This window comes from Cohnella pontilimi (genome assembly GCF_005049045.1).
Taxonomy (GTDB): Bacteria; Bacillota; Bacilli; order Paenibacillales; family Paenibacillaceae; genus Cohnella; species Cohnella pontilimi.
Genome location: NZ_SUPK01000006.1, coordinates 310,711 through 329,506, shown reverse-complemented (window position 1 = coordinate 329,506; position 18,796 = coordinate 310,711). Strand labels below are relative to the sequence as shown.

18 protein-coding genes are annotated in these 18,796 nt (G+C 52.2%); 15 read left to right on the top strand and 3 right to left on the bottom strand.

What is annotated here, in order from left to right; genetic code table 11:
- Positions 1–72 precede the first annotated feature (72 nt).
- Positions 73–858: a helix-turn-helix transcriptional regulator gene (locus tag E5161_RS14180; RefSeq protein ID WP_136778463.1), complete on the bottom strand. Its 786-nt coding sequence runs from the start codon at positions 856–858 to the stop codon at positions 73–75.
- 79 nt (positions 859–937) lie between these two features.
- On the opposite strand from E5161_RS14180, the gene E5161_RS14175 reads away from it, so the two are divergent.
- The 10 genes from E5161_RS14175 to E5161_RS14130 all read left to right on the top strand — a co-directional run bounded on the left by E5161_RS14175 (position 938) and on the right by E5161_RS14130 (position 11,945).
- Positions 938–1,747 (top strand): alpha/beta fold hydrolase, encoded by an 810-nt coding sequence (locus tag E5161_RS14175; RefSeq protein WP_136778462.1) that lies wholly within the window; start codon positions 938–940, stop codon positions 1,745–1,747.
- The gene (locus tag E5161_RS14170) at positions 1,707–2,198 is read left to right on the top strand and encodes a hypothetical protein (protein WP_136778461.1); all 492 of its coding nucleotides are present in this window, start codon (positions 1,707–1,709) and stop codon (positions 2,196–2,198) included. Before E5161_RS14175 ends, E5161_RS14170 begins: the two co-directional genes overlap by 41 nt.
- A gap of 237 nt (positions 2,199–2,435) precedes the next feature.
- Positions 2,436–3,098 carry a hypothetical protein gene (locus E5161_RS14165; protein WP_136778460.1) on the top strand — a complete coding sequence of 221 codons (663 nt, stop codon included), beginning with the start codon at positions 2,436–2,438 and terminating at the stop codon, positions 3,096–3,098.
- A 65-nt stretch (positions 3,099–3,163) separates the two neighbouring features.
- Complete coding sequence (locus E5161_RS14160) at positions 3,164–5,206, top strand: sensor histidine kinase (RefSeq protein ID WP_136778459.1); 2,043 nt, start codon at positions 3,164–3,166, stop codon at positions 5,204–5,206.
- Positions 5,178–5,825 (top strand): response regulator, encoded by a 648-nt coding sequence (locus tag E5161_RS14155; protein WP_136778458.1) that lies wholly within the window; start codon positions 5,178–5,180, stop codon positions 5,823–5,825. Before E5161_RS14160 ends, E5161_RS14155 begins: the two co-directional genes overlap by 29 nt.
- A 228-nt stretch (positions 5,826–6,053) precedes the next feature.
- Entirely contained in the window at positions 6,054–8,123 is a 2,070-nt protein-coding gene (locus E5161_RS14150; RefSeq protein ID WP_136778457.1) for a bifunctional aldolase/short-chain dehydrogenase, read from the top strand.
- Between the two features lie 79 nt (positions 8,124–8,202).
- Entirely contained in the window at positions 8,203–8,970 is a 768-nt protein-coding gene (locus E5161_RS14145) for a DeoR/GlpR family DNA-binding transcription regulator (RefSeq protein ID WP_136778456.1), read from the top strand.
- A gap of 17 nt (positions 8,971–8,987) precedes the next feature.
- A complete protein-coding gene (locus E5161_RS14140; RefSeq protein WP_136778455.1) occupies positions 8,988–9,716 on the top strand; it encodes a (Fe-S)-binding protein in 729 nt (242 codons plus the stop codon).
- Positions 9,713–11,227, top strand: a complete 1,515-nt coding sequence (locus E5161_RS14135) for a LutB/LldF family L-lactate oxidation iron-sulfur protein (protein WP_136778454.1) — start codon at positions 9,713–9,715, stop codon at positions 11,225–11,227. The genes E5161_RS14140 and E5161_RS14135 overlap by 4 nt, the downstream gene beginning before the upstream one ends.
- The gene (locus tag E5161_RS14130) at positions 11,220–11,945 is read left to right on the top strand and encodes a LutC/YkgG family protein (RefSeq protein ID WP_136778453.1); all 726 of its coding nucleotides are present in this window, start codon (positions 11,220–11,222) and stop codon (positions 11,943–11,945) included. The genes E5161_RS14135 and E5161_RS14130 overlap by 8 nt, the downstream gene beginning before the upstream one ends.
- Before the next feature lie 242 nt (positions 11,946–12,187).
- On the opposite strand, the gene E5161_RS14125 is transcribed toward E5161_RS14130, so the two are convergent.
- Positions 12,188–13,099, bottom strand: coding sequence for a LysR family transcriptional regulator (locus E5161_RS14125; RefSeq protein ID WP_136778529.1), 912 nt, complete (start codon positions 13,097–13,099; stop codon positions 12,188–12,190).
- Between the two features lie 115 nt (positions 13,100–13,214).
- Here E5161_RS14125 and E5161_RS14120 point away from each other — a divergent pair, with 115 nt between their 5' ends.
- The 5 genes from E5161_RS14120 to E5161_RS14100 all read left to right on the top strand — a co-directional run bounded on the left by E5161_RS14120 (position 13,215) and on the right by E5161_RS14100 (position 17,458).
- Complete coding sequence (locus E5161_RS14120; RefSeq protein WP_136778452.1) at positions 13,215–14,453, top strand: YbfB/YjiJ family MFS transporter; 1,239 nt, start codon at positions 13,215–13,217, stop codon at positions 14,451–14,453.
- 44 nt (positions 14,454–14,497) lie between these two features.
- On the top strand, positions 14,498–15,328 hold the full coding sequence (locus E5161_RS14115; protein WP_425456531.1) for an alpha/beta fold hydrolase: 831 nt from the start codon (positions 14,498–14,500) through the stop codon (positions 15,326–15,328).
- 6 nt (positions 15,329–15,334) lie between these two features.
- Complete coding sequence (locus E5161_RS14110) at positions 15,335–15,832, top strand: DinB family protein (protein WP_136778450.1); 498 nt, start codon at positions 15,335–15,337, stop codon at positions 15,830–15,832.
- A 99-nt stretch (positions 15,833–15,931) separates the two neighbouring features.
- The gene (locus E5161_RS14105; protein ID WP_136778449.1) at positions 15,932–16,549 is read left to right on the top strand and encodes a thioredoxin family protein; all 618 of its coding nucleotides are present in this window, start codon (positions 15,932–15,934) and stop codon (positions 16,547–16,549) included.
- A gap of 6 nt (positions 16,550–16,555) precedes the next feature.
- The gene (locus E5161_RS14100) at positions 16,556–17,458 is read left to right on the top strand and encodes a DMT family transporter (RefSeq protein WP_136778448.1); all 903 of its coding nucleotides are present in this window, start codon (positions 16,556–16,558) and stop codon (positions 17,456–17,458) included.
- Between the two features lie 87 nt (positions 17,459–17,545).
- On the opposite strand, the gene yhbH is transcribed toward E5161_RS14100, so the two are convergent.
- Complete coding sequence (gene yhbH / locus E5161_RS14095; RefSeq protein ID WP_136778447.1) at positions 17,546–18,691, bottom strand: sporulation protein YhbH; 1,146 nt, start codon at positions 18,689–18,691, stop codon at positions 17,546–17,548.
- Positions 18,692–18,796: the final 105 nt, after the last annotated feature.

The following is an 18,796-nucleotide window of genomic DNA, read 5'->3' as shown; positions in this document are numbered from 1 at the left end:
GAACTGTACTCATGATTGCTATGATCAAAAAGGAGATTCAGTGGATGGTATTATATACGGCCGGGTGACGACCTACGTCCGATAAATTCTTGATAAAAACTGATTCATCAGTAACGGCAACGATATCAAAATAGGCGGGTCGTTTAGATCCGGCGGATATAAGGTAACTTGTCCACGAGACACTTCTTGACCGGCGCCAACAAAAATGGGGTCATGGTGCCGCGTTCGAAGTGTAGCGTTGGGGAGCATAATATCCACTGCATTCATCTTCCATGAAACGGTAGTCGCCATTAGGTAATAGGTGCCCGGCGTCACATTTGAAAATCGAAAATCGCCAAGCGACAGCCGAATCATACCATATTGAGGCAACGAATCCGGAATAGGTTTATGAAAGAGTCCAATGAGTACAATTCCCTCGAACGGGATGTCCGAATGCAGGCTGCCCGCGACACTGGCGCCATTTCCGAGAGATGCTTCTAAGATCTCCCCTTGGGGCAATTCCAGGAAGGATCGGAGCTGACTCTGAGCAAAGGTCTCCTGTATTCGAAAGTTAGACGGTGTAACCCCTACTTTCTCCGCAAATCGTGTCGTGAAAGTTCCCAAGCTCTCATGGCCGACTTGCTGGGCAACATCACGGATTGTCAAATGGGTATGGAGCAACAACTCTTTTGCTTTTTGAATTCGCAGGGAGGAGATGAAGTAACGCGGTGAGAGTCCGGTTTGTGCCTTGAATAACCGAATGAAGTGATAGGGACTGTAACCCACGTGCTTGGATAACTTCGATAGAGAAATGGGCTCATAAATATTATTGTGGATATAAACGATTGCTGCATCAATTTCCGGTTTCTTCTCGATCATGAAGTCCTCCAATGCGACGCAATAGTACTCATATTTTACCACAATTGGTCAATTTATATAGACAAGGAGGCTTAATCGTATGAGTGATCCAAAAAGCGGTTACAAGAAGGTAAACGGACTTCATATGTATTATGAGATCCACGGGAGCGGCAAACCACTCATTTTGCTCCATGGTCAGTTTGCGACTGCCAGCATGTTCTATCCCCTATTGCCGGAGCTGGCTCATCACCGTCAGGTAGTATTAATAGAACAGCAAGGCCATGGCCATACTGCGGACATGAATCGTCCCTTAAGTTTTGCTCAAATGGGCCGTGATACCGCTGAACTTTTGAGTCAATTAGGAATCTCGGAAGCGGATGTATTCGGATACAGTGCCGGTGGAACAGTTGCACTGCACCTAGCTAAGTCGAATCCGAACCTTATCCGCAAACTAGCTTTAGCCTCGACCGTTTATAGTATGGATGGCTATTTTCCTGATATTGTTGAAGGCCTTAAACATGCTTCCGCCGATGCTTTTCCACCACAGATGAAGCAAGAATACGAACGTGTAGCCCCGCATCCTGAAAACTGGTCCATGCTTATTGCCAAAGGCGCAGAGATGGCTAATAATGCGAATAAAGAGGATTTTTTGGAACCGGCTGAGCTGCAACAAATTACTGTGCCTGTCCTACTCGTCATTGGAGACCACGATATTATTCGTCCAGAGTACGCCCGTGATATGGCAAATTTACTTCATACCAAACTTGTAGTAGTGACCGGAGACCATGCTTCATATATCACGACTCAACCTCAGTCATTACTCGTTCATCTAAAAGAATTTTTCGAATTCGCCGAGGAGAATGATAGACATGACCAAATTGAAAGACACTATAGACAACGAAGTACATAAGAAATTGGCTGCCGATTTGTTTAATGTCACATGGGATCTCATTGAGAAAACGGAACGAAATGAAATGGAAGATGAAACAATGATCAACGCAGCCCATGCGTCTCGTTTTCATTGGGGAATAGTAGGAACTCCTTTGCATTTTGCACGGGGTGAATGGCAAATATCACGGGTATACTCACTCGTCGGCAGAGCTGAACCCGCACTGTATCATGCCAAAAAAAGCTTGGAACTTTGTTTAGATAACGATCTTGGCGATTTTGATTTAGGCTTCGCTTATGAAGCATTAGCACGTGCATACGCAGCAGAGGGAGATATTACACAACGTGACGAAAACATTGCACTCGCAAAGCAGGCATCGGATCAGGTGGAAAATGAAAGCGACAGGGCGTGGCTGCTGAATAATATTCTTACAGTTGCCTCGCTTACGATTCCAAAATGGGGAAACGACTGATTCTGAACTCGTTACCGATACGATAGTAGAAAACAAAGCGATCGCTCCTCAAAGGAGCGATCGCATTTTCTATTCACCCAACTGCCTCCCGCTTGCGGAAGAACGTCTTCATCGCCTTGTAATTGGTCCCAGGACAAAAGATAGGACTCTGCGTAGATGCTGCTCCCATGACGTTGTATGGTGCGTTTCTTAAAATAAAGTCAGGATTTCAATCATTATTTCTAAGGAGCGATTACCATGCAGCATGGATTATTTCCTCGCAGCTTCGTCTTGACGATCGGTGGATTCTGTTTTATAGCTTCGGCCATTTTGCAGACAATAAGCTTGTTTGGACCTCCGTTAGCCGGTGATGTGGAGTTTCTGGATTGGGTGGTCGAGCAACCCGGTTACACGCTGTTTTTTACCTTCAACGTGCTGGCCTTTACGATTTTGAATGTACCGGCATTCCTCGGTGCCACCCATCTCGTACGCGGACGAGGCGAAAAGCTGACATACATCGGAGCCATTACCTCCCTCGTCGGAAACTTTTTTTTCGTGATATTAGCGACGGAAGCGTTAATTCAGCGGGGGATGGCGACACTGGAGCGGGAGCCAATGCTCGCCCTGCTGCAGTGGATCTTCGACACTCCGGTCTATTTCCTGCCTCATTTGTTACTATTTTTGCTTACTTCAATCGGCTTGCTGCTCCTTACCATCGGGTTAAACCGTGCCCGGAAGGCACCCGCCTGGCTGATCTATGCCGGGGCGGCCAACCTGATCGCAGGATTCTTGGAACTCGGACCTGCACAAGCTTACGTGCAATCCGCGGTAATGATCGCACTCTTCGGCGGATTGGGATGGCTTTCGTTAAAACGGTCACGTGAGGCAGATGCGGTTGTGCAAATGCAACAAGCGGTGTAAAGTGATGGCAGCGGTACTCGTCCGCTGCCTTTTGCCGTTAACAATTGCTCGGTTAGGGGTGTCTCGTGCAGCGATACTGGTTGATCGTCGTCAGAAGCCTCGCAGCATTGTTCATACTCACGGCTGCCGTTTTTTTTATCCTGAATTTGCCGGTACTCTACACAGATTTGCAAAGAGTATGTGACACATGCGCGTTAACGCCTCCAATGCTGGAACAACTCGAAGCGGCGGGGTGGGCGGTCCGTACTTATTCCCTGTACCTCATATTCCTCTCCTTACTCGTTGCCATCGGCAACGTCATTTTGGGCGTGCTGATTTTCCGGCATCACTCTACTGACAGAATGGCTTTGTTGGTGGCGGTCACGCTTGCTTCTTTTGGGTTAAGCCTTACGGTCACTGACCAATTCAAAGCAGCTTTTCCGTCGCTCTCCTTTATGGCAAGTTTGGTCGGATTTGCCGCTATACTTCTTATGGGAGCCACCTTTTGCTACTTTCCCGACTTCCGTACAGCGCCGCGTTGGAGCCATTTTTTAGCGCTGGCTTTCTTTCTGGTCGAGTGCCTGTCCAGGTTGTTGCCGAAAACAGACCATGAAGCCATATCGTCGGAGCAGCTGCTCCTTGCGTTGGAATGGATTTTACTGCTCGCGATGGCAGCGACTCAAATCTTCAGGTACCGCAGACTCTCGACACCCCTGCAGCGTCAGCAAATTAAACTTCCCGCATTTGCGTTTCTGGTGACCATTCTATTAATCATCATATCGGTGCAAATTCCCGGAGATGGTTTGTGGGGAAACCTCGCGGGTCAGACGCTCTATATGGTTTCATTATTATTGATCCCCATTTCGTTTACGATCGCGATCGTACGATACAGACTCTGGAAGATCGATCCCCTGATTAACCGGGCCATCGTGTATGCAGCGTTGACCGGAATGCTTATGGCCATTTACACTTGCGTCATCTTTGTCTTAGGTACGGCTTTGAAAGAGAAGAATACAACCTTCGTCTCGCTGATGGGAACAATCGCCGTTGCGGTCATGGTGCAGCCGCTGCATCGAAAATTGCAGGCGCTGATCAACCGGTTGATGTACGGGGACCGGCATGAACCCTATGCAGCCCTGGTGCGTTTGGGTGATCGGCTTGAGGCGACGACTTCGCCCGAGCGCGTGATGGACGCTATCGTCAGCTCCGTACGGGAAGCTCTGCGGCTTCCTTATGTCGCGCTGGTTTGGCCTAATGGTGAGATCGCTGCCGCCAACGGCACTCCTGCGCTGACTCCTCTTCGCGTTGATATTATCTATCAAGGCGAGCGGGTCGCCGAACTTCTCGTTGAGCCCAGAGAAAGAGAAGATTTATGGTCAAAAGAGGACCGCCGGGTGGTTACGGACCTGGTTCGTCAGGCCGGTGCAGCCATCTATGCGGTTCGTCTCACCATGGAGCTTCAACGTTCCCGTCAAACGTTGGTTACGGCCAGGGAAGATGAACGGCGTCGGCTGAGAAGGGACCTGCATGACGGCCTCGGCCCCGAGATCGCCTCGTTCTCCTTCCGGGTGGACGCCGCCCGGCACCTGCTGCGGACTGATCCCGATCAGACAGACAGAATTCTCAGTGACCTGCAGATGGACATTCGCAACGCGGTGGATTTGATCCGACGTCTGGTTCACAACCTGCGTCCGCCAGCATTGGACGAGTACGGATTGAGCGGGGCGGTAGCCGAGCTTGTCCGGGATCACAGAAGCGCCGGACTGGAATTTGTAGTAGAACTCCCGCCTGCCCTGCCGGTGCTCGGTGCGGCGGTCGAAGTCGCCGCATACCGGATTGTTCAGGAGGGGTTGACCAATGTCAATCGTCATGCCCGCGCGTCGCAAGTCCGGCTTATCATCGCATTAGAGGAAGAACGATTGGTGATCGAGATTTCGGATAACGGAATCGGCCTTCCGCCCGTAAGCAAACCGGGAGTGGGGTTGACTTCGATGCGAGAAAGGGCGGAGGAGCTTGGCGGCATGTTTACCATCAAGAGTCGACCCGAGGGCGGTACCCGGATTCGAGCCGAACTGCCATATTCAGATGGGAGAGATCGCCATGACGAAATTACGCGTCCTGCTGGCTGATGACCATCCGACCTTCCGGGCCGGACTTGCAGCACTGCTGAATACGAATGCCGCTGTGGCAGTCGTAGGCGAGGCTGGAACCGGAGATGAGGTTGTTGCAAGGGCTGCAGAGCTTCAACCAGACTTGATCATCATGGATATCCAAATGCCGGGCTTTAACGGAATCGAAGCCACCCGTCACATTTACCGGCAACAACCCAATATCCGAATTCTGGTTATGACAATGTTCGAGGATGATCATACGGTGGCCGCCGCTATGAGAGCCGGTGCGCGGGGCTATATCCTGAAGGGAGCCCTTCCGGAAGAGATCTTGAGGGCCGTTTGGGCTGTGGCCAGCGGTGAAGCCATTTTCAGCGCAACGATTGCCGGGCGGTTTATGGAGTATTTCAATCAAGTGAGACCGGGTTTTCGGGAAGGAGACTTGGCTGAACTGACGGATAGAGAACGCCAGGTGCTGGATCTTATTGCCAGAGGATACCGCAATGCGGCAATAGCCGAAATGCTGGTGCTCAGCCCGAGTACAGTACGCAATCATATCACCAACATCCTGAGCAAGCTCCAGGTAGCGGACCGTGCCGAAGCCATACAGAAAGCGAAGGACTCAGGATTGGGTTCATAGTTTTCGATCGCCCGCGAGACCGCATTGGTCAATTGTTCATATGGTTACCGTTAAATCGGAAACATACAGGCACAGTAGTTCAATAAAAAGCGATCGCCTCTTTCGAAGCGATCGCTTTTTTCTTTCATATTTTTTTGTTTATTTTTGTCTTTATTATATTCAAACGAAAAAAATACATTTATAATGCAAATAACAAATACATTCAAACATTTTCGGAGGTAATCAAGCATGGTGCAGAGTTTATGGGAGACATCCAAAGCATCTCAGGCAGCGAATACGCTGGGCGAACTCGTTTACCGTTCCAACATCATCGGCGCGGACCGTCGTGTGTGCAACATTTATGGAGGCAATACGTCCGCGAAGACGGTCGTTAAGGATTTCCGCGGTCGCGACATCGAGGTCATGTACGTCAAGGGAAGCGGATCCGATCTGGCATCCATGAAATCCGGAAACTTCACGGGCCTTCGTATGGACGACATCCGGCCGCTGTTCGAACGCGACGCGATGAGCGACGAAGAAATGGTCGCTTACCTCGCCCATACGATGATCGACGCCAAACATCCGAGAGCTTCCATCGAAACGCTTCTCCATGCCTTCCTCCCGTTCAAACATGTGGATCACACGCATCCCGATGCGATTATCAGTCTTTGCTGCGCTGACAACGGCAAGCAGCTGGCCAAGGAAATTTTCGGCGACCGCTTCGTGTGGGTTCCTTACGTCCGTCCTGGCTTCACACTTTCCAAAATGATCGCCGAAGGCGTTCTCTCCAATCCGAAAGCGGAACTTGTGCTGATGGAAAAACACGGTCTCGTCACGTGGGGCGAAACGTCGGAAGCGTGCTATGCGCAGACAATCAAAATCATCAACGCGGCGGAATCGTTCATCGAAGCGTGCGTCAACGAAGCGAAGCTGTTCGGCGGCGTCAAACACGCCGCGCTTCCGGCGGACATTCGCCGCAGCATCGCGGCGCAGGTGATGCCGAGCATCCGCGGCGCCGTTTCCGACGACAAAAAAATGATTCTGTCATTCGACGATCAAGACGACGTGCTGGCGTTCGTCGGCGGTCAAGATTCACCGCAGCTGTCTCAAGTCGGCGCCGCCTGTCCCGATCATCTCGTCCACACCAAGGTCGTGCCGCTGTTCATCGACTGGGTCCCGGACCCGGGCGACGTCGAAGGACTGAAGGTCAAGCTGAAGGAAGGCATTGCCGCCTATAAAGAACAGTACAAATCCTACTTCGAACGCAACAAGAACGAAGATGACGTCATGTTCGAGGCCCCGCCGCGCGTCATCCTCATTCCGGGCGTGGGCATGATCAACACGGGCAAGAGCTGGGCGATGTCGCAGGTCAGCGGAGCGCTGTACCACCGCGCGATCGCCGTGATGCGCGGCGCTACGGCACTGGGCCGCTTCGTTTCGCTGAGCGAGAACGAATCCTACAACGTGGAATATTGGCCGCTTGAATTATATAAGCTGTCCTTGGCGCCGCCGGAAGCCGAGTTTTCGCGCAAAGTCGCATTCATTACCGGCGGAGCGGGCGGCATAGGCAGCGAGACGGGCCGCCGCCTCGTATCGGAAGGCGCCCACGTCGTGTTGGCAGACCTGAACTTCGAAGGCGCGCAGAAGGTCGCCGACGAAATCAACGGCAAATACGGCGAAAACCGTGCGTTGGCTGTTAAAATAGACGTAACGGACGAGGAATTCGTCAAGGCTGCTTATGCCTTGACGGCCCTGACTTACGGCGGCGTGGACATCATCGTTAACAATGCGGGACTGGCCACATCAAGCCCGTTCGACGAGACGTCGCTCAAGGAATGGAACCTGAACATGAACGTGCTCGGCACCGGTTATTTCCTGGTGGCGCGCGAGGCGTTCAAGATGATGAAACAGCAAGGCATCGGCGGGAACATGGTTTTCGTCGGCTCGAAGAACTCCGTTTATGCCGGGAAGAATGCCGCCGCTTACAGCGCGGTCAAAGCGCTCGAAGCGCATCTGGCCCGATGCATCGCTGCGGAAGGCGGCGAGTTCGGCATTCGCGTCAATACGATTCTGCCGGACGCGATCCTGCAAGGCTCCGCCATCTGGAACAGCTCTTGGCGCAACGAACGCGCGGCCGCTTACGGCATAGAGCCGGACCAGCTGGAAGAGTACTACCGCAAGCGCACGACGCTGCTCGTGAACATTTATCCCAAAGATATCGCGGAAGGCATCGCCTTCTTCGCGTCCTCCAAATCGGAGAAAACGACCGGCTGCATGCTGACGATCGACGGCGGCGTACCAGCCGCATTCACCCGCTAAGCGGAAAGGGGCTCGAACGGCCATCACGGGATTGCGGTCGTAAGCAGCCTGAATCAAACATACGGAAAGAGGAACGAAAATGCTGGTAGCGGAACGTTACGAAAAAATCGTGCAGCTGGTGAACGAGCGGGGAAGCATGCGGGTGACCGAGCTCAGTGAGCTGTGCCAGGTGACGGAGGAAACGATCCGCCGCGACCTGGACAGGTTGGAAGCGGCCGGCAGGCTGCGCCGTTCCCACGGGGGAGCGGTCAGCGTGAAGGAGGGGGCATCCGCTCAGCTTGAAATCCCTTATGCCGAGCGGGAAATTCTCCATGCCGACGAAAAGCGCAGGATCGCGGAAGAAGCGGTCGGGCTCATCCGTCCCAAAGACCGCATTCTGCTCGATGCAAGCTCCACGGCTTGGTACATGGCGAGGTCGCTGCCGAACGTTCCGCTGACCGTTCTTACGAATTCCATTCGTGTGGCGACAGAGCTCGCCGCCAAAGAAAAGATCGATGTGATTTCTACCGGAGGACTGCTTGCCCAACGTTCTCTATCGTTCGTCGGTCCGCTGGCGGAGCGTACCTTAGATGCCTACTACGTCGATAAACTGTTTTTTTCCTGCAAGGGCGTCCACGCCGAGCATGGGGTTAGCGAGTCTCATGAGCTTCAAGCCCGGGTCAAGCAGAAAATGATCGACCGGGCCGATCAAGTGATCCTCCTTGCCGACTCGAGCAAGTTCGGCATTCAGGCCTTCACGCATGTTGCCGATCTCAGCCAGGTCGACGCCATCGTGACCGACGGGAAGATTCCCGCTGAAATGCGCAGCCAATTGGAAGAACGCCGTCTGTCCGTAACGGTGGTATAGGAAGCGAGGTGTACGGCTTGAAAGTTTCTCTTTTCATCACCTGCCTGAGCGATGTTATCTATCCGCGCGTCGGGGAAGCTATGGTCCGCTTATTAGCCCGGTACGGGGTGAAGCTGGAGTTCCCACGCGCGCAAACCTGCTGCGGCCAGCCGGCTTACAACTCCGGTTATTGGGACGAGGCGAGGAAAACAGCGCGGACGATTCTTGACGCCTTCGACGAAAGCGATTTCGTTGTATCGCCGTCCGGCTCCTGTACGTACATGATCCACCATTACCCGGAGTTGTTTAAGGATGAGCCCGTCTATCTGGAGAAATCGAACCGCCTGCAGGAAAAAACCTACGAGTTCACGCAATTCCTCGTACAGGTGCTGGATGTGAAAGATTTGGGCGCCAAGTTCCCGCGTAAAGTCACATACCATCCTTCCTGTCACGGCAGCCGCCTGTTGGGAGTGAAAGATGAGCCGCTCGAGCTGCTGCAGCATGTCGAAGGCCTCGAATTCGTCCCGCTGCCTTTCGCCCAAGACTGTTGCGGTTTCGGCGGAACCTTCGCGGTCAAGATGGCCGATATTTCAGGTGCCATGGTGACCGAGAAAGTCGATCACATCCTGGAGACGGAAGCGGAAGTGCTGGTCGGCCTGGACATGGCTTGTCTCATGAATATCGCCGGCAACCTGCGGTTCCGCAACGAACCGGTGCGCGTCATGCATCTCGCCGAGCTGCTGTACGAAGGAGTGAAGGAAGCTTGAGCGCCTACAAAACGAAAGGAAGCGTGAAGGAGCGGGCGGAACTGGCGCTGAATGACGATTTCCTTCGCAAAGCGGTCAAGTTCACGACCGAGCGGCTGCGGATCGGCAAAATGAACGCGGCCGAGCAGCACGGCAATTGGGAAGAGTGGCGCGAGAGAGGGCGGCAAATCCGTCTTCACACCATCGCGCACCTGGACTATTATTTAAATCTTTTCGTGGAGAATGCCAGAGCGAACGGCGTGCACGTGCACTTCGCCCCGACAGGAGCGGAAGCCGTGCGGATCGCGCTTGCCGTCGCGCAGAGCAAGGCGGCGAAAACCGTCGTGAAATCCAAATCCATGGTCACCGAGGAGCTTCACCTGAACCACGCGCTTCAGGACATCGGCGTGGAAGCGATCGAGACGGATCTCGGCGAATATATTATCCAGCTCGCGGGCGAGACTCCGTCACATATTATTATCCCGGCCATTCACAAGAACCGTTACCAGATCGCCGAACTGCTGTCCAAGGAAGCGGGCGAGGCGCTGGAAGCGGACACCACGATCCTGGCGGGATTTGTCCGCAAGAAGCTGCGCGAGAAATTCCTCGAAGCCGACATCGGCATGACCGGCTGCAATTTCGCCATTGCGGAGACCGGTTCCATGGTGCTCTTCGAAAACGAAGGCAACGCACGAATGGTAACGACCGTCCCGAAAACGCAAATCACGCTGATGGGCATGGAACGGATTATTCCTTCTTGGACCGATCTCGAGGTTATGGCGACGCTGCTGCCCCGCTCGGCTACCGGACAGAAGCTGACTGTCTACATGTCCGGAATCACGGGACCGAGACGTACGGAAGATGCCGACGGGCCGGAAGAAATGCACATCATCATCGTCGATAACGGCCGCTCGAACCAGCTCGGGGACCCGGAATTCCAGGAGCTGCTGAATTGTATCCGCTGCGGTGCCTGCCTGAACGCCTGCCCGGTCTATCGACATATCGGCGGGCATGCCTATGGCGGCACATACAGCGGCCCGATTGGCGCGGTGCTGACGCCGGCCTTGCAGAAGAACGTGGCGGAATGGGACGACATCGCTAACGCGTCCAGCTTGTGCGGCGCCTGCTACGAGGCTTGTCCCGTCAAGATTCCGCTGCACGACATGCTGGTCTACCTGCGCAGACGGAAGGTGGAGGCCGGACACGGCAAAGCATTGGAAACGATCGGCATGAGGGGCTTCGGCACGGTCGCCGGCCAACCCGGCATCATGGGCGCCGCGGTGAAGCTGGGCCAGCTCGGCCAGCGTCTCGTTGTACGCGACGGCGGCATCCGATTGAAGGTCGGTCCGCTCAAAGGCTGGAACAAATACCGGGTGGCGCCGACGCTGGCAAAGCGCTCGTTTCGCCAGCAGTGGGAAGCGCTGAAACGCGAAACGGCAAATACCGGACAGACGATGGACCCCGTCGTGAAAGCCCGGATGGAAGCCATCCTGAAAGAACGTGCGAAGGGAGGCGGCGGACGCCATGGCTGAGACGCATCAGGAGCTGCTCGCGCGGCTCGAACGCGAATCCCGCGCAAAGCAAGAGCAATTCATGAACTTCATCGCGGGAAAGCTGGGCCGTCCGCGTGTGACCGCTCCGCCGCAGCATCCGTTCCGGGGAGCGCCGGATTTCTGGAACGCCTTAGAATGGCCGCTCGAGGAACGGGTCGCCAAGTTCACCGAAAACTTCAAAGCCGTCGGCGGTCAAGCGATCCGACTTTCCGGAATAGTAGAGGCGGGGGCTTTTATCGTAAGCAAAGCGGCCGAGATGAGCGCCCGGTATATCGTGCGTCAAGACCAGCAGTCCTTGGCCGAACTTGGCTTGGAATCGCTCCTTCCGGAAGCCCGCGTTTCCGTTTGGAACGAGGACCCGAACGAAGATTGGAAGGCGTGTGCGGCGGAAGCCGATTTCGGTGTCGTGCTGGCCGATTACGCGGCTGCGTATACCGGATCGATTACCGTACTTTCGGACAAAACGAAGGGCAGGTCGGTCAGCCTCCTGCCGACGGCGCTTTTCGCCCTTATTCCAATCGAACGTCTGAAGACGCGGCTCGGTGAGATTCTGTCTGACTTCGACCGGGCGGGACGGGAAAACCTGCCTGCAGGCATCCACTTCATTTCAGGTCCGAGCCGCTCGGCGGACATTGAGAACGACCTGACAATTGGTGTCCACGGACCGGGTATTGTTTATGCTTTGATTATTGGTTAGCTGATCGTATATCGAACTAAGGGGGTAAACAAGCATGACCAAAATTGCAGGAGCACAGATTTATACGATCGTGCTCACGCATTAAGATAAATATTAAATGCTCAGAATTTCAAATAAGTCAGTGTTCAGGTAAATGCCGATCTTCTTTTAAGAAGATCGGCATTTAATGATCACCCAACCGCCTCCAGCTTGCGGAAGAACGTCTTCATCGCATTAAAGATCTCGACCTTCTCCTTGATCGTTCAGAATGGGACAGCACTTGTTAGCGCAGGGTTGGGTTCGCGGATGCCTCTAATGGCTTCCATTAACAATAATGCTGCCTTTCCTAGGAAGTTTTTGTCTTTATAAGCGATCCCTATAGTGACGACAGGGTTCAAATCGGCTATAGGTCTAATGACCAAGGAGCCTTCCTGTTCCAGACCACTGTAAATCGGAACAATCCCGATGCCGAACTCTGACTTAACCATTTGTTGAATGACAAAGAAACTTCCAACCTCGATAAAAGAGAACAGGTTTCGCCTAGTTGGATAAATCGCCGTTTCCCAAAGCTCTCGATACATACAAGTCGGCTCTTTGACTAAAAGGGTTAGCCCCTCCAGGTCGCTCGCCGTTATGTTATCTCGATTGGCTATTGGGTGATTCGTGTTTAACATGACCCCTAATCTTTCCTCAATCAGCGGCTCAAACTCCAGCATAAGCTTCGAAGGTGGAGCCGAGCAAACGCCGAATTCCAGTTCGCCAGCCCGAACCCTCTCCGCGATCGATCTGCTGCCGCTTACTTCCATGGTTAACTCCACTTTCGGTCGAGTCTTGCAAAAGTCAGCTATAACGGTCGCTAGCTGCTGGCTTGCAACGGGCTCGATAGCGGCGAAACGTACCGAGCCGTTATCTCCCGCAGCAATATCCGAGACGGTCTGCCTCATGGCTCCGATCGACTTCAGTAAAATCGAGGCCTCATGATGGAGCCATCGGCCGGCTTCGGTCACGATTACGCGTTTTCCGTCGCGCACGAATAAAGAAACGCCCAAATCAGCTTCGAGACGCTGAATCTGAAGGGTTACCGTAGAGGGAGCATATTGGAGTTCCTCAGCGGCTTTCAGAAAATGTCCAAGACGCACGCAAGCCTCGAAGGTCTTTAAAGCTCGAAGATCCATTGTCATCACCTTTGATTTAACGTTTTCGAACGATTTATTCATATAATTCAATTTTACAAAACTTTCCCCGGGATTTACACTAGGGTCAACAAATAATTTTAGGGGAAAATGGGCTGTGGGTACGAAATCCGCATTCAACTGGATCACTCTATGGGCATCGCTTTTGTTTGTCGTCATTCTCGGTTTTTCCCGGCTCTCCTACGGCATGTTCTTGCCTGGGATACAGAGAGTGATCGGGGGGAGCTACGGACAGTTGGGTATATTAGGTACAGTCAATTTTATCGGTTATTTGGTCGGGACATTGTGTCTTTCTCCATTAATCTCGCGGTTTCCAGACCGCAAGCATGTCATTAATCGGATGACGTGCTTTTTGCTCGGATTGGCTTTGATCGGCTCGGCATTTAGTGATCATTTCACTGAACTCGGGCTATGGCGATTCGCGATTGGCATATTATCAGCCTTCGCTACAGTGTTAGTCCTGTCCATTGCAATGGATGCCGTTCGACCAGCGGAACGAGGAGCGGCATCGGGGCTTATATGGCTGGGCGGATCAGCTGGCATTCTATTTACGGGTTTATTCGCCCCCTTCACCATAGGTTCTTCACATTTGCAGGGGTGGCGTTATGCCTGGGTGGCCATGGGCGTATTCGGGGTAATTGCCGCGTTCGGTTTCGAGTTCGTCACTAGAAAAAGAGGAGCCGGAAAAATACCCTCTCAGACCGAATCGAAGCCACGTAACAAAGAAAGCGAAACGGTTTATCGTCTACTGTTGAACCCGAAGAGGCTCTTGTTCTTAATCGCTTCCTATTTCTTCTTCGGTTGGGGATACATCATCTATTTCACGTATTTGATTCCCTATCTGGTGGGCAAAGGCATTCCGTCCCTTTATGCCGGGTTGATATGGTCCGGAATCGGATTTGCCGGTTTGTTTAACGGATGGATCGGAGGCAAAGTCATTGACCGATGGCCGAGCGGGTATACGCTTGCGTCGGGGTTAACTTTAGGGACGATCGGTGTAAGTGGGGTAATCACCAATAATTTGTTATTTACTGCGTTGGGAGCGACCATAGTTGGGTTGGTTTCCTTTATTACCCCTCCGCTGATGACGACTGCGCTTCTTCGTCGTCATGTCCCTCACCACGTGTATGCGGCATCTCTCAGCATAGCCACTGCCTTTTTTGCCTCTGGACAGATCATAGGTCCCATCGTTGGAGGCGTGGTGGTCGAACGATACGGCTTGCAATTCGGCGTGGCATCCAGCGCAATCTTTATGGCGATAGCCGCCGCGCTGGCTGGTTTGTATGGACAACAGCAACGTAAGCTTGAGATCTGTGATTTGCCTCTCAGCGGTTGAAAATAATGAGTGACGATATTTTATATAGATGGGAGAGAAAAATGATGATGAATTACCGCGAAAACGATCTGGCCAAGAGGAAATACTTTCAATCGGGGAATCTTCGGCTTTCCTACCTGGATTTTGGTAGAGACTGCGAACGAGTGCTTGTTATGTTACATGGGTATATGGCCAATGCAAGATCATTTTCGGAGCTGGCCGTGCGTTTCAAAGATTGGCGGGTTATTTCTTTGGATCAACGCGGACACGGTTGGAGCGATCATCCTCCCGGAATGGAATATGCAAGGGATGATTATGTGAAGGATATCCTGAACCTGATTCAGTCGGAGCTTGGGGGTCACCCTGTCACAATTTTGGGGCATTCTTTGGGCGGATTGAATGCTTATCAATTCGCGGCCCGTTACCCCGAATTGGTGAAAGCCGTGATCGTCGAGGATATCGGCGCGGAGATTAACGCTGATTTCTCCTTTGCCGATAAGCTTCCCATTCGATCGGCTTCCTTAAAAGAGCTGAGAGAATCGCTTGCAATCGCAGGGCTCCGGGCTATTGATTATTTTGCCGAAAGCGTGTTTGAGGATGAACTCGGTTGGGGATTCCGAACGGATTTAAAGGGGCTGCGAGTATCTGTTCCCCAGTCCAACGGGGTGTGGTGGGGTGACTGGTTAGGCTCGAGTTGCCCGATCTTGTTGATTCACGGCGGGAAGAGCTTTTTTCTTGATACAAATCAAGCAAGACGTATGGAAGAGCGAAGGCCCAACACGAAGCTTATCGTGTTTGAGCATTGCGGTCACGGTGTCCACGCCGATGATGCAGTCGGTTATTTTCAAGCGGTGAACGTATTTCTAACGGATTGCGGACAACCAGGAGAGGGATGAGAGAATATGTACGTTACAGTACAGGATTTTATCACCGAATGGAATAATGAAGCGGTATTAACTCAAAAGGTGTTGGACGGGTTGACCGATCAAGCGCTCCAGCAGCAGGTATATCCCGAGGGGCGTACGTTGGGAAGGATTGCGTGGCATTTTGTCACGAATATCCCGGAGTATTTAACTGAATTCGGAGTCTCGGTAGAGAAAGTGTCGAATCCGAACGAGGTGCCGTCCGCAAAGCAGATCGCGGAGACCTTTCATGAGGTCAGCTCTCGTGTAGTCCAAGCTCTTGAAGAGCAGTGGACGGACGATTCGTTGAAGCACATCCAAAATGCGTTCGGAAGATTGGAATCCAATGCGACGATCTTCATGGGATTGATCAAACACATCGTTCATCATCGGGGTCAGGTTACGGTCCTCATGCGTCAAGCCGAGCTGCCTATACCTGCGGTTTACGGTCCTTCCAAGGAAGGCTGGGTGCGGTTAGGAGTAACGCCACCGCTTTAATTAGTGATCTGTCTTTAATAAATCATAAAAACTGACCATTTATGGAAGGTCAGTTTTTTATTAAGCTGATTGTGAAACTCAACAAGGGATGTGTTGTAAATGAAAGAAATGTTAAACCTAAAACACAAAATCGGTCAAGGAATAACGCCACGTGAATTTATGAAGGGCATGAAGGTGAGGGTCATGGAACTGAGTGGAATCGCCAACACTAAGGAGCAACTAATCTACAATTACGATAACTTCGTATGGACTGATACTGAGGATCAAGCTTTTTTTCGTTCGCTATCTGATCACGTTGACCTGTACTGTTTATTATTGGCGACCGATTGGTGCCCTGATGTTATATGGAACGTTCCGGTCTTGTTCCGACTGATGGAACAGGCTCAGATTTCCACGGAAGTGTTGATCATGGATGATCACTTGGACACCATGGACCTTTTTCTTACAGATGGAGCGAGAGCGCAGCCGATTGCTGTATTCTTGAAAACAAGTGGTGAAGTGGTGGGCAAATGGGGAGCGCGACCGTCATATATCCAGTCGGTTATGGACCGATTTAAAGCATACAATCGGGATAAGCAAGCAGCGGACTATCAAGAAAATCTAAATGAAACGTATCGGCAAATCGGCTCACTTTACCAAGATGGAACCAAGTATCAGCGAGTAATGATCCAGGAGTTGAAAGCTTTGCTCGTATCCATCATTCATGAGAGGCAGTGATGAGTAGTGTTTCGTTCGCCGCTGGCTGCCTTGCTTCTCCTCAGCCTCATATGGGGCGGATCCTACTATTTTATTAAAGTTTTGATTCAGGATTTTGGGCCGTGGACAATTGTATGGTTTCGCTCAACTGTGGGCCTTGGCGTCATTACGGTCATCATGCTTTTCATACGCCACCCTTTTGCATGGAAGCAAATGCCCTGGTTGCCCTTGGCCGCTGTGGCACTTGTGAATATGGCGATTCCCTGGGCGATTATCGGATTTAGTGAGACACGGATTGCCAGTAATCTTGCATCGATCTTGAACGCTACTACCCCATTGTGTTCGTTGCTCTTGGGCATCCTCTTCTTCGGAACGGTTTCTCAGCGCGTGCAGTGGGTTGGTATGGGAACTGCCCTGACAGGAGTGATTGTTCTATTGAGCTTTCAGCTTGATTCGGGGTTGCCGAGCGATATGATCGGTACGCTCGGCATGCTTGCAGCCTCTATCTTCTACGGCTTGGGATCGCAACTATCCAAACGTTTTTTACAATCCCTATCGGCCTATCAGTCTGCTTTAGGTACTTTGTTCTTTGCAATGTTAGGCAGTGGCATTGTTGCTCTTACTACCGAAGAGATTTCTATTAAGCAGCTCACGACGCCGGAACACGCTGCCTCATTGATTGGTCTTGGCGCTTTTGGCTCCGGTGTCGCTTACATTCTGTTTTATTGGATTGTAAGCAAGGGAGGGGCTGAGTATGCGACAATGGTTACTTATCTACTGCCTTTTAGCTCCTTGGTCTGGGGTTGGACTATGCTTAACGAGTCCATCGGCTGGAATTTGATTGTCGGTTTGCTACTCATTCTTAGCGGTATTTACATCGCCGGGCGCAGAAAGCTGCGCACCGAGAAGTCGCTTAAACTATCTACGTAGTGGGTTAAGGTGCATGCCAAGCTTTCTTCAGATATTGGAAAGTTAAAACAAAAAGCGATCGCCCCCAGGAGCGATCGCTTCATCATTTCACCCAACCGCCTCCCGCTTGCGGAAGAACGTCTTCATCGCATTGTAAATCTCCGCTTTCTCCTTGATCACATAGTACAAAAACTGCGGATGCTCGATGTGCTTGTAGGCCGACATCAGCGTGCTGCTGCGGTTGTACTGGTTCACTTCCCCGTAGCCAAAAATGTTCGCGCGATTGAGCAGCTCTTTAATCAGCTTGACGCACCGCTCATTGTCGCTGGTCAGATTGTCGCCGTCGGAGAAGTGGAAGGGGTAGATATTGTACATGGACGGCGGGTAGCGACTGTCGATGATTTCGAGTGCTTTCAAGTAAGCGGACGAGCATATGGTTCCGCCGCTCTCCCCGCGGGTGAAAAACTCTTCTTCCTCCACTTCCTTGGCCTCGGTGTGGTGGGCGATAAAGACAATTTCGACTTTCTCGTACTGCCGTCTCAGGAACCGCGTCATCCAGAAGAAGAACGAGCGGGCGCAGTACTTTTCGAACGATCCCATGGACCCCGACGTATCCATCATCGCCAAAATCACGGCGTTATTCTGCGGCTTAATGATCTCTTCCCACGTCTTGAACCGCAGATCGTCAGGGCTGATGCCTGCGATTTCGGGATGGCCTTCGCGGGCGTTGCGGCGGAGATTTTCGAGAATCGTCCGCTTCTTGTCGATGTTGGACAATATGCCTTTGCGCCGAACGTCGTTGAAGCGAACGTCCCGGACCTCGATTTGATCTTTATCTTTTCTTTTCAGGTACGGCAGCTCCAGCTCCTCGAACAGCATGCTCTCCAGCTCCGCGATGGAGATTTCCGCTTCCACCACATCGTCACCTGGCTGATCGCCGGCGCCTTCTCCTTTGCCCGCCTTGGACGGCGGATCCGTGCCGAGCACGTCGCCGACCTGGCTGTCCCCGTTACCTTGGCCCACGTGTTTCTTTTTATTGGCGTTGAAAATAAACCGGTATTCCTCTAGGCTGCGAATCGGGATTTTGATAATTTGACGTCCGTCCGAGAGGATGATGCTTTCTTCCGAAAGCAAATCGGGCAGGTTCTGCTTGATGGCCTCGCGGACTTTTTGCTGATGGCGCGCCTGATCTTGATATCCTTTACGGTGTAAGGACCAATCTTCTTTGGACAGTATGAACGACGGCTCCCTCATGACCGGCCACCTCCCGTTAGTTTCGGAATAGGGTTTGTCGTATTTAATATATTCGCGAGATACCGAAGGATGTGCGGGAAATTGCGGAGGGGCACCATTTTCGAT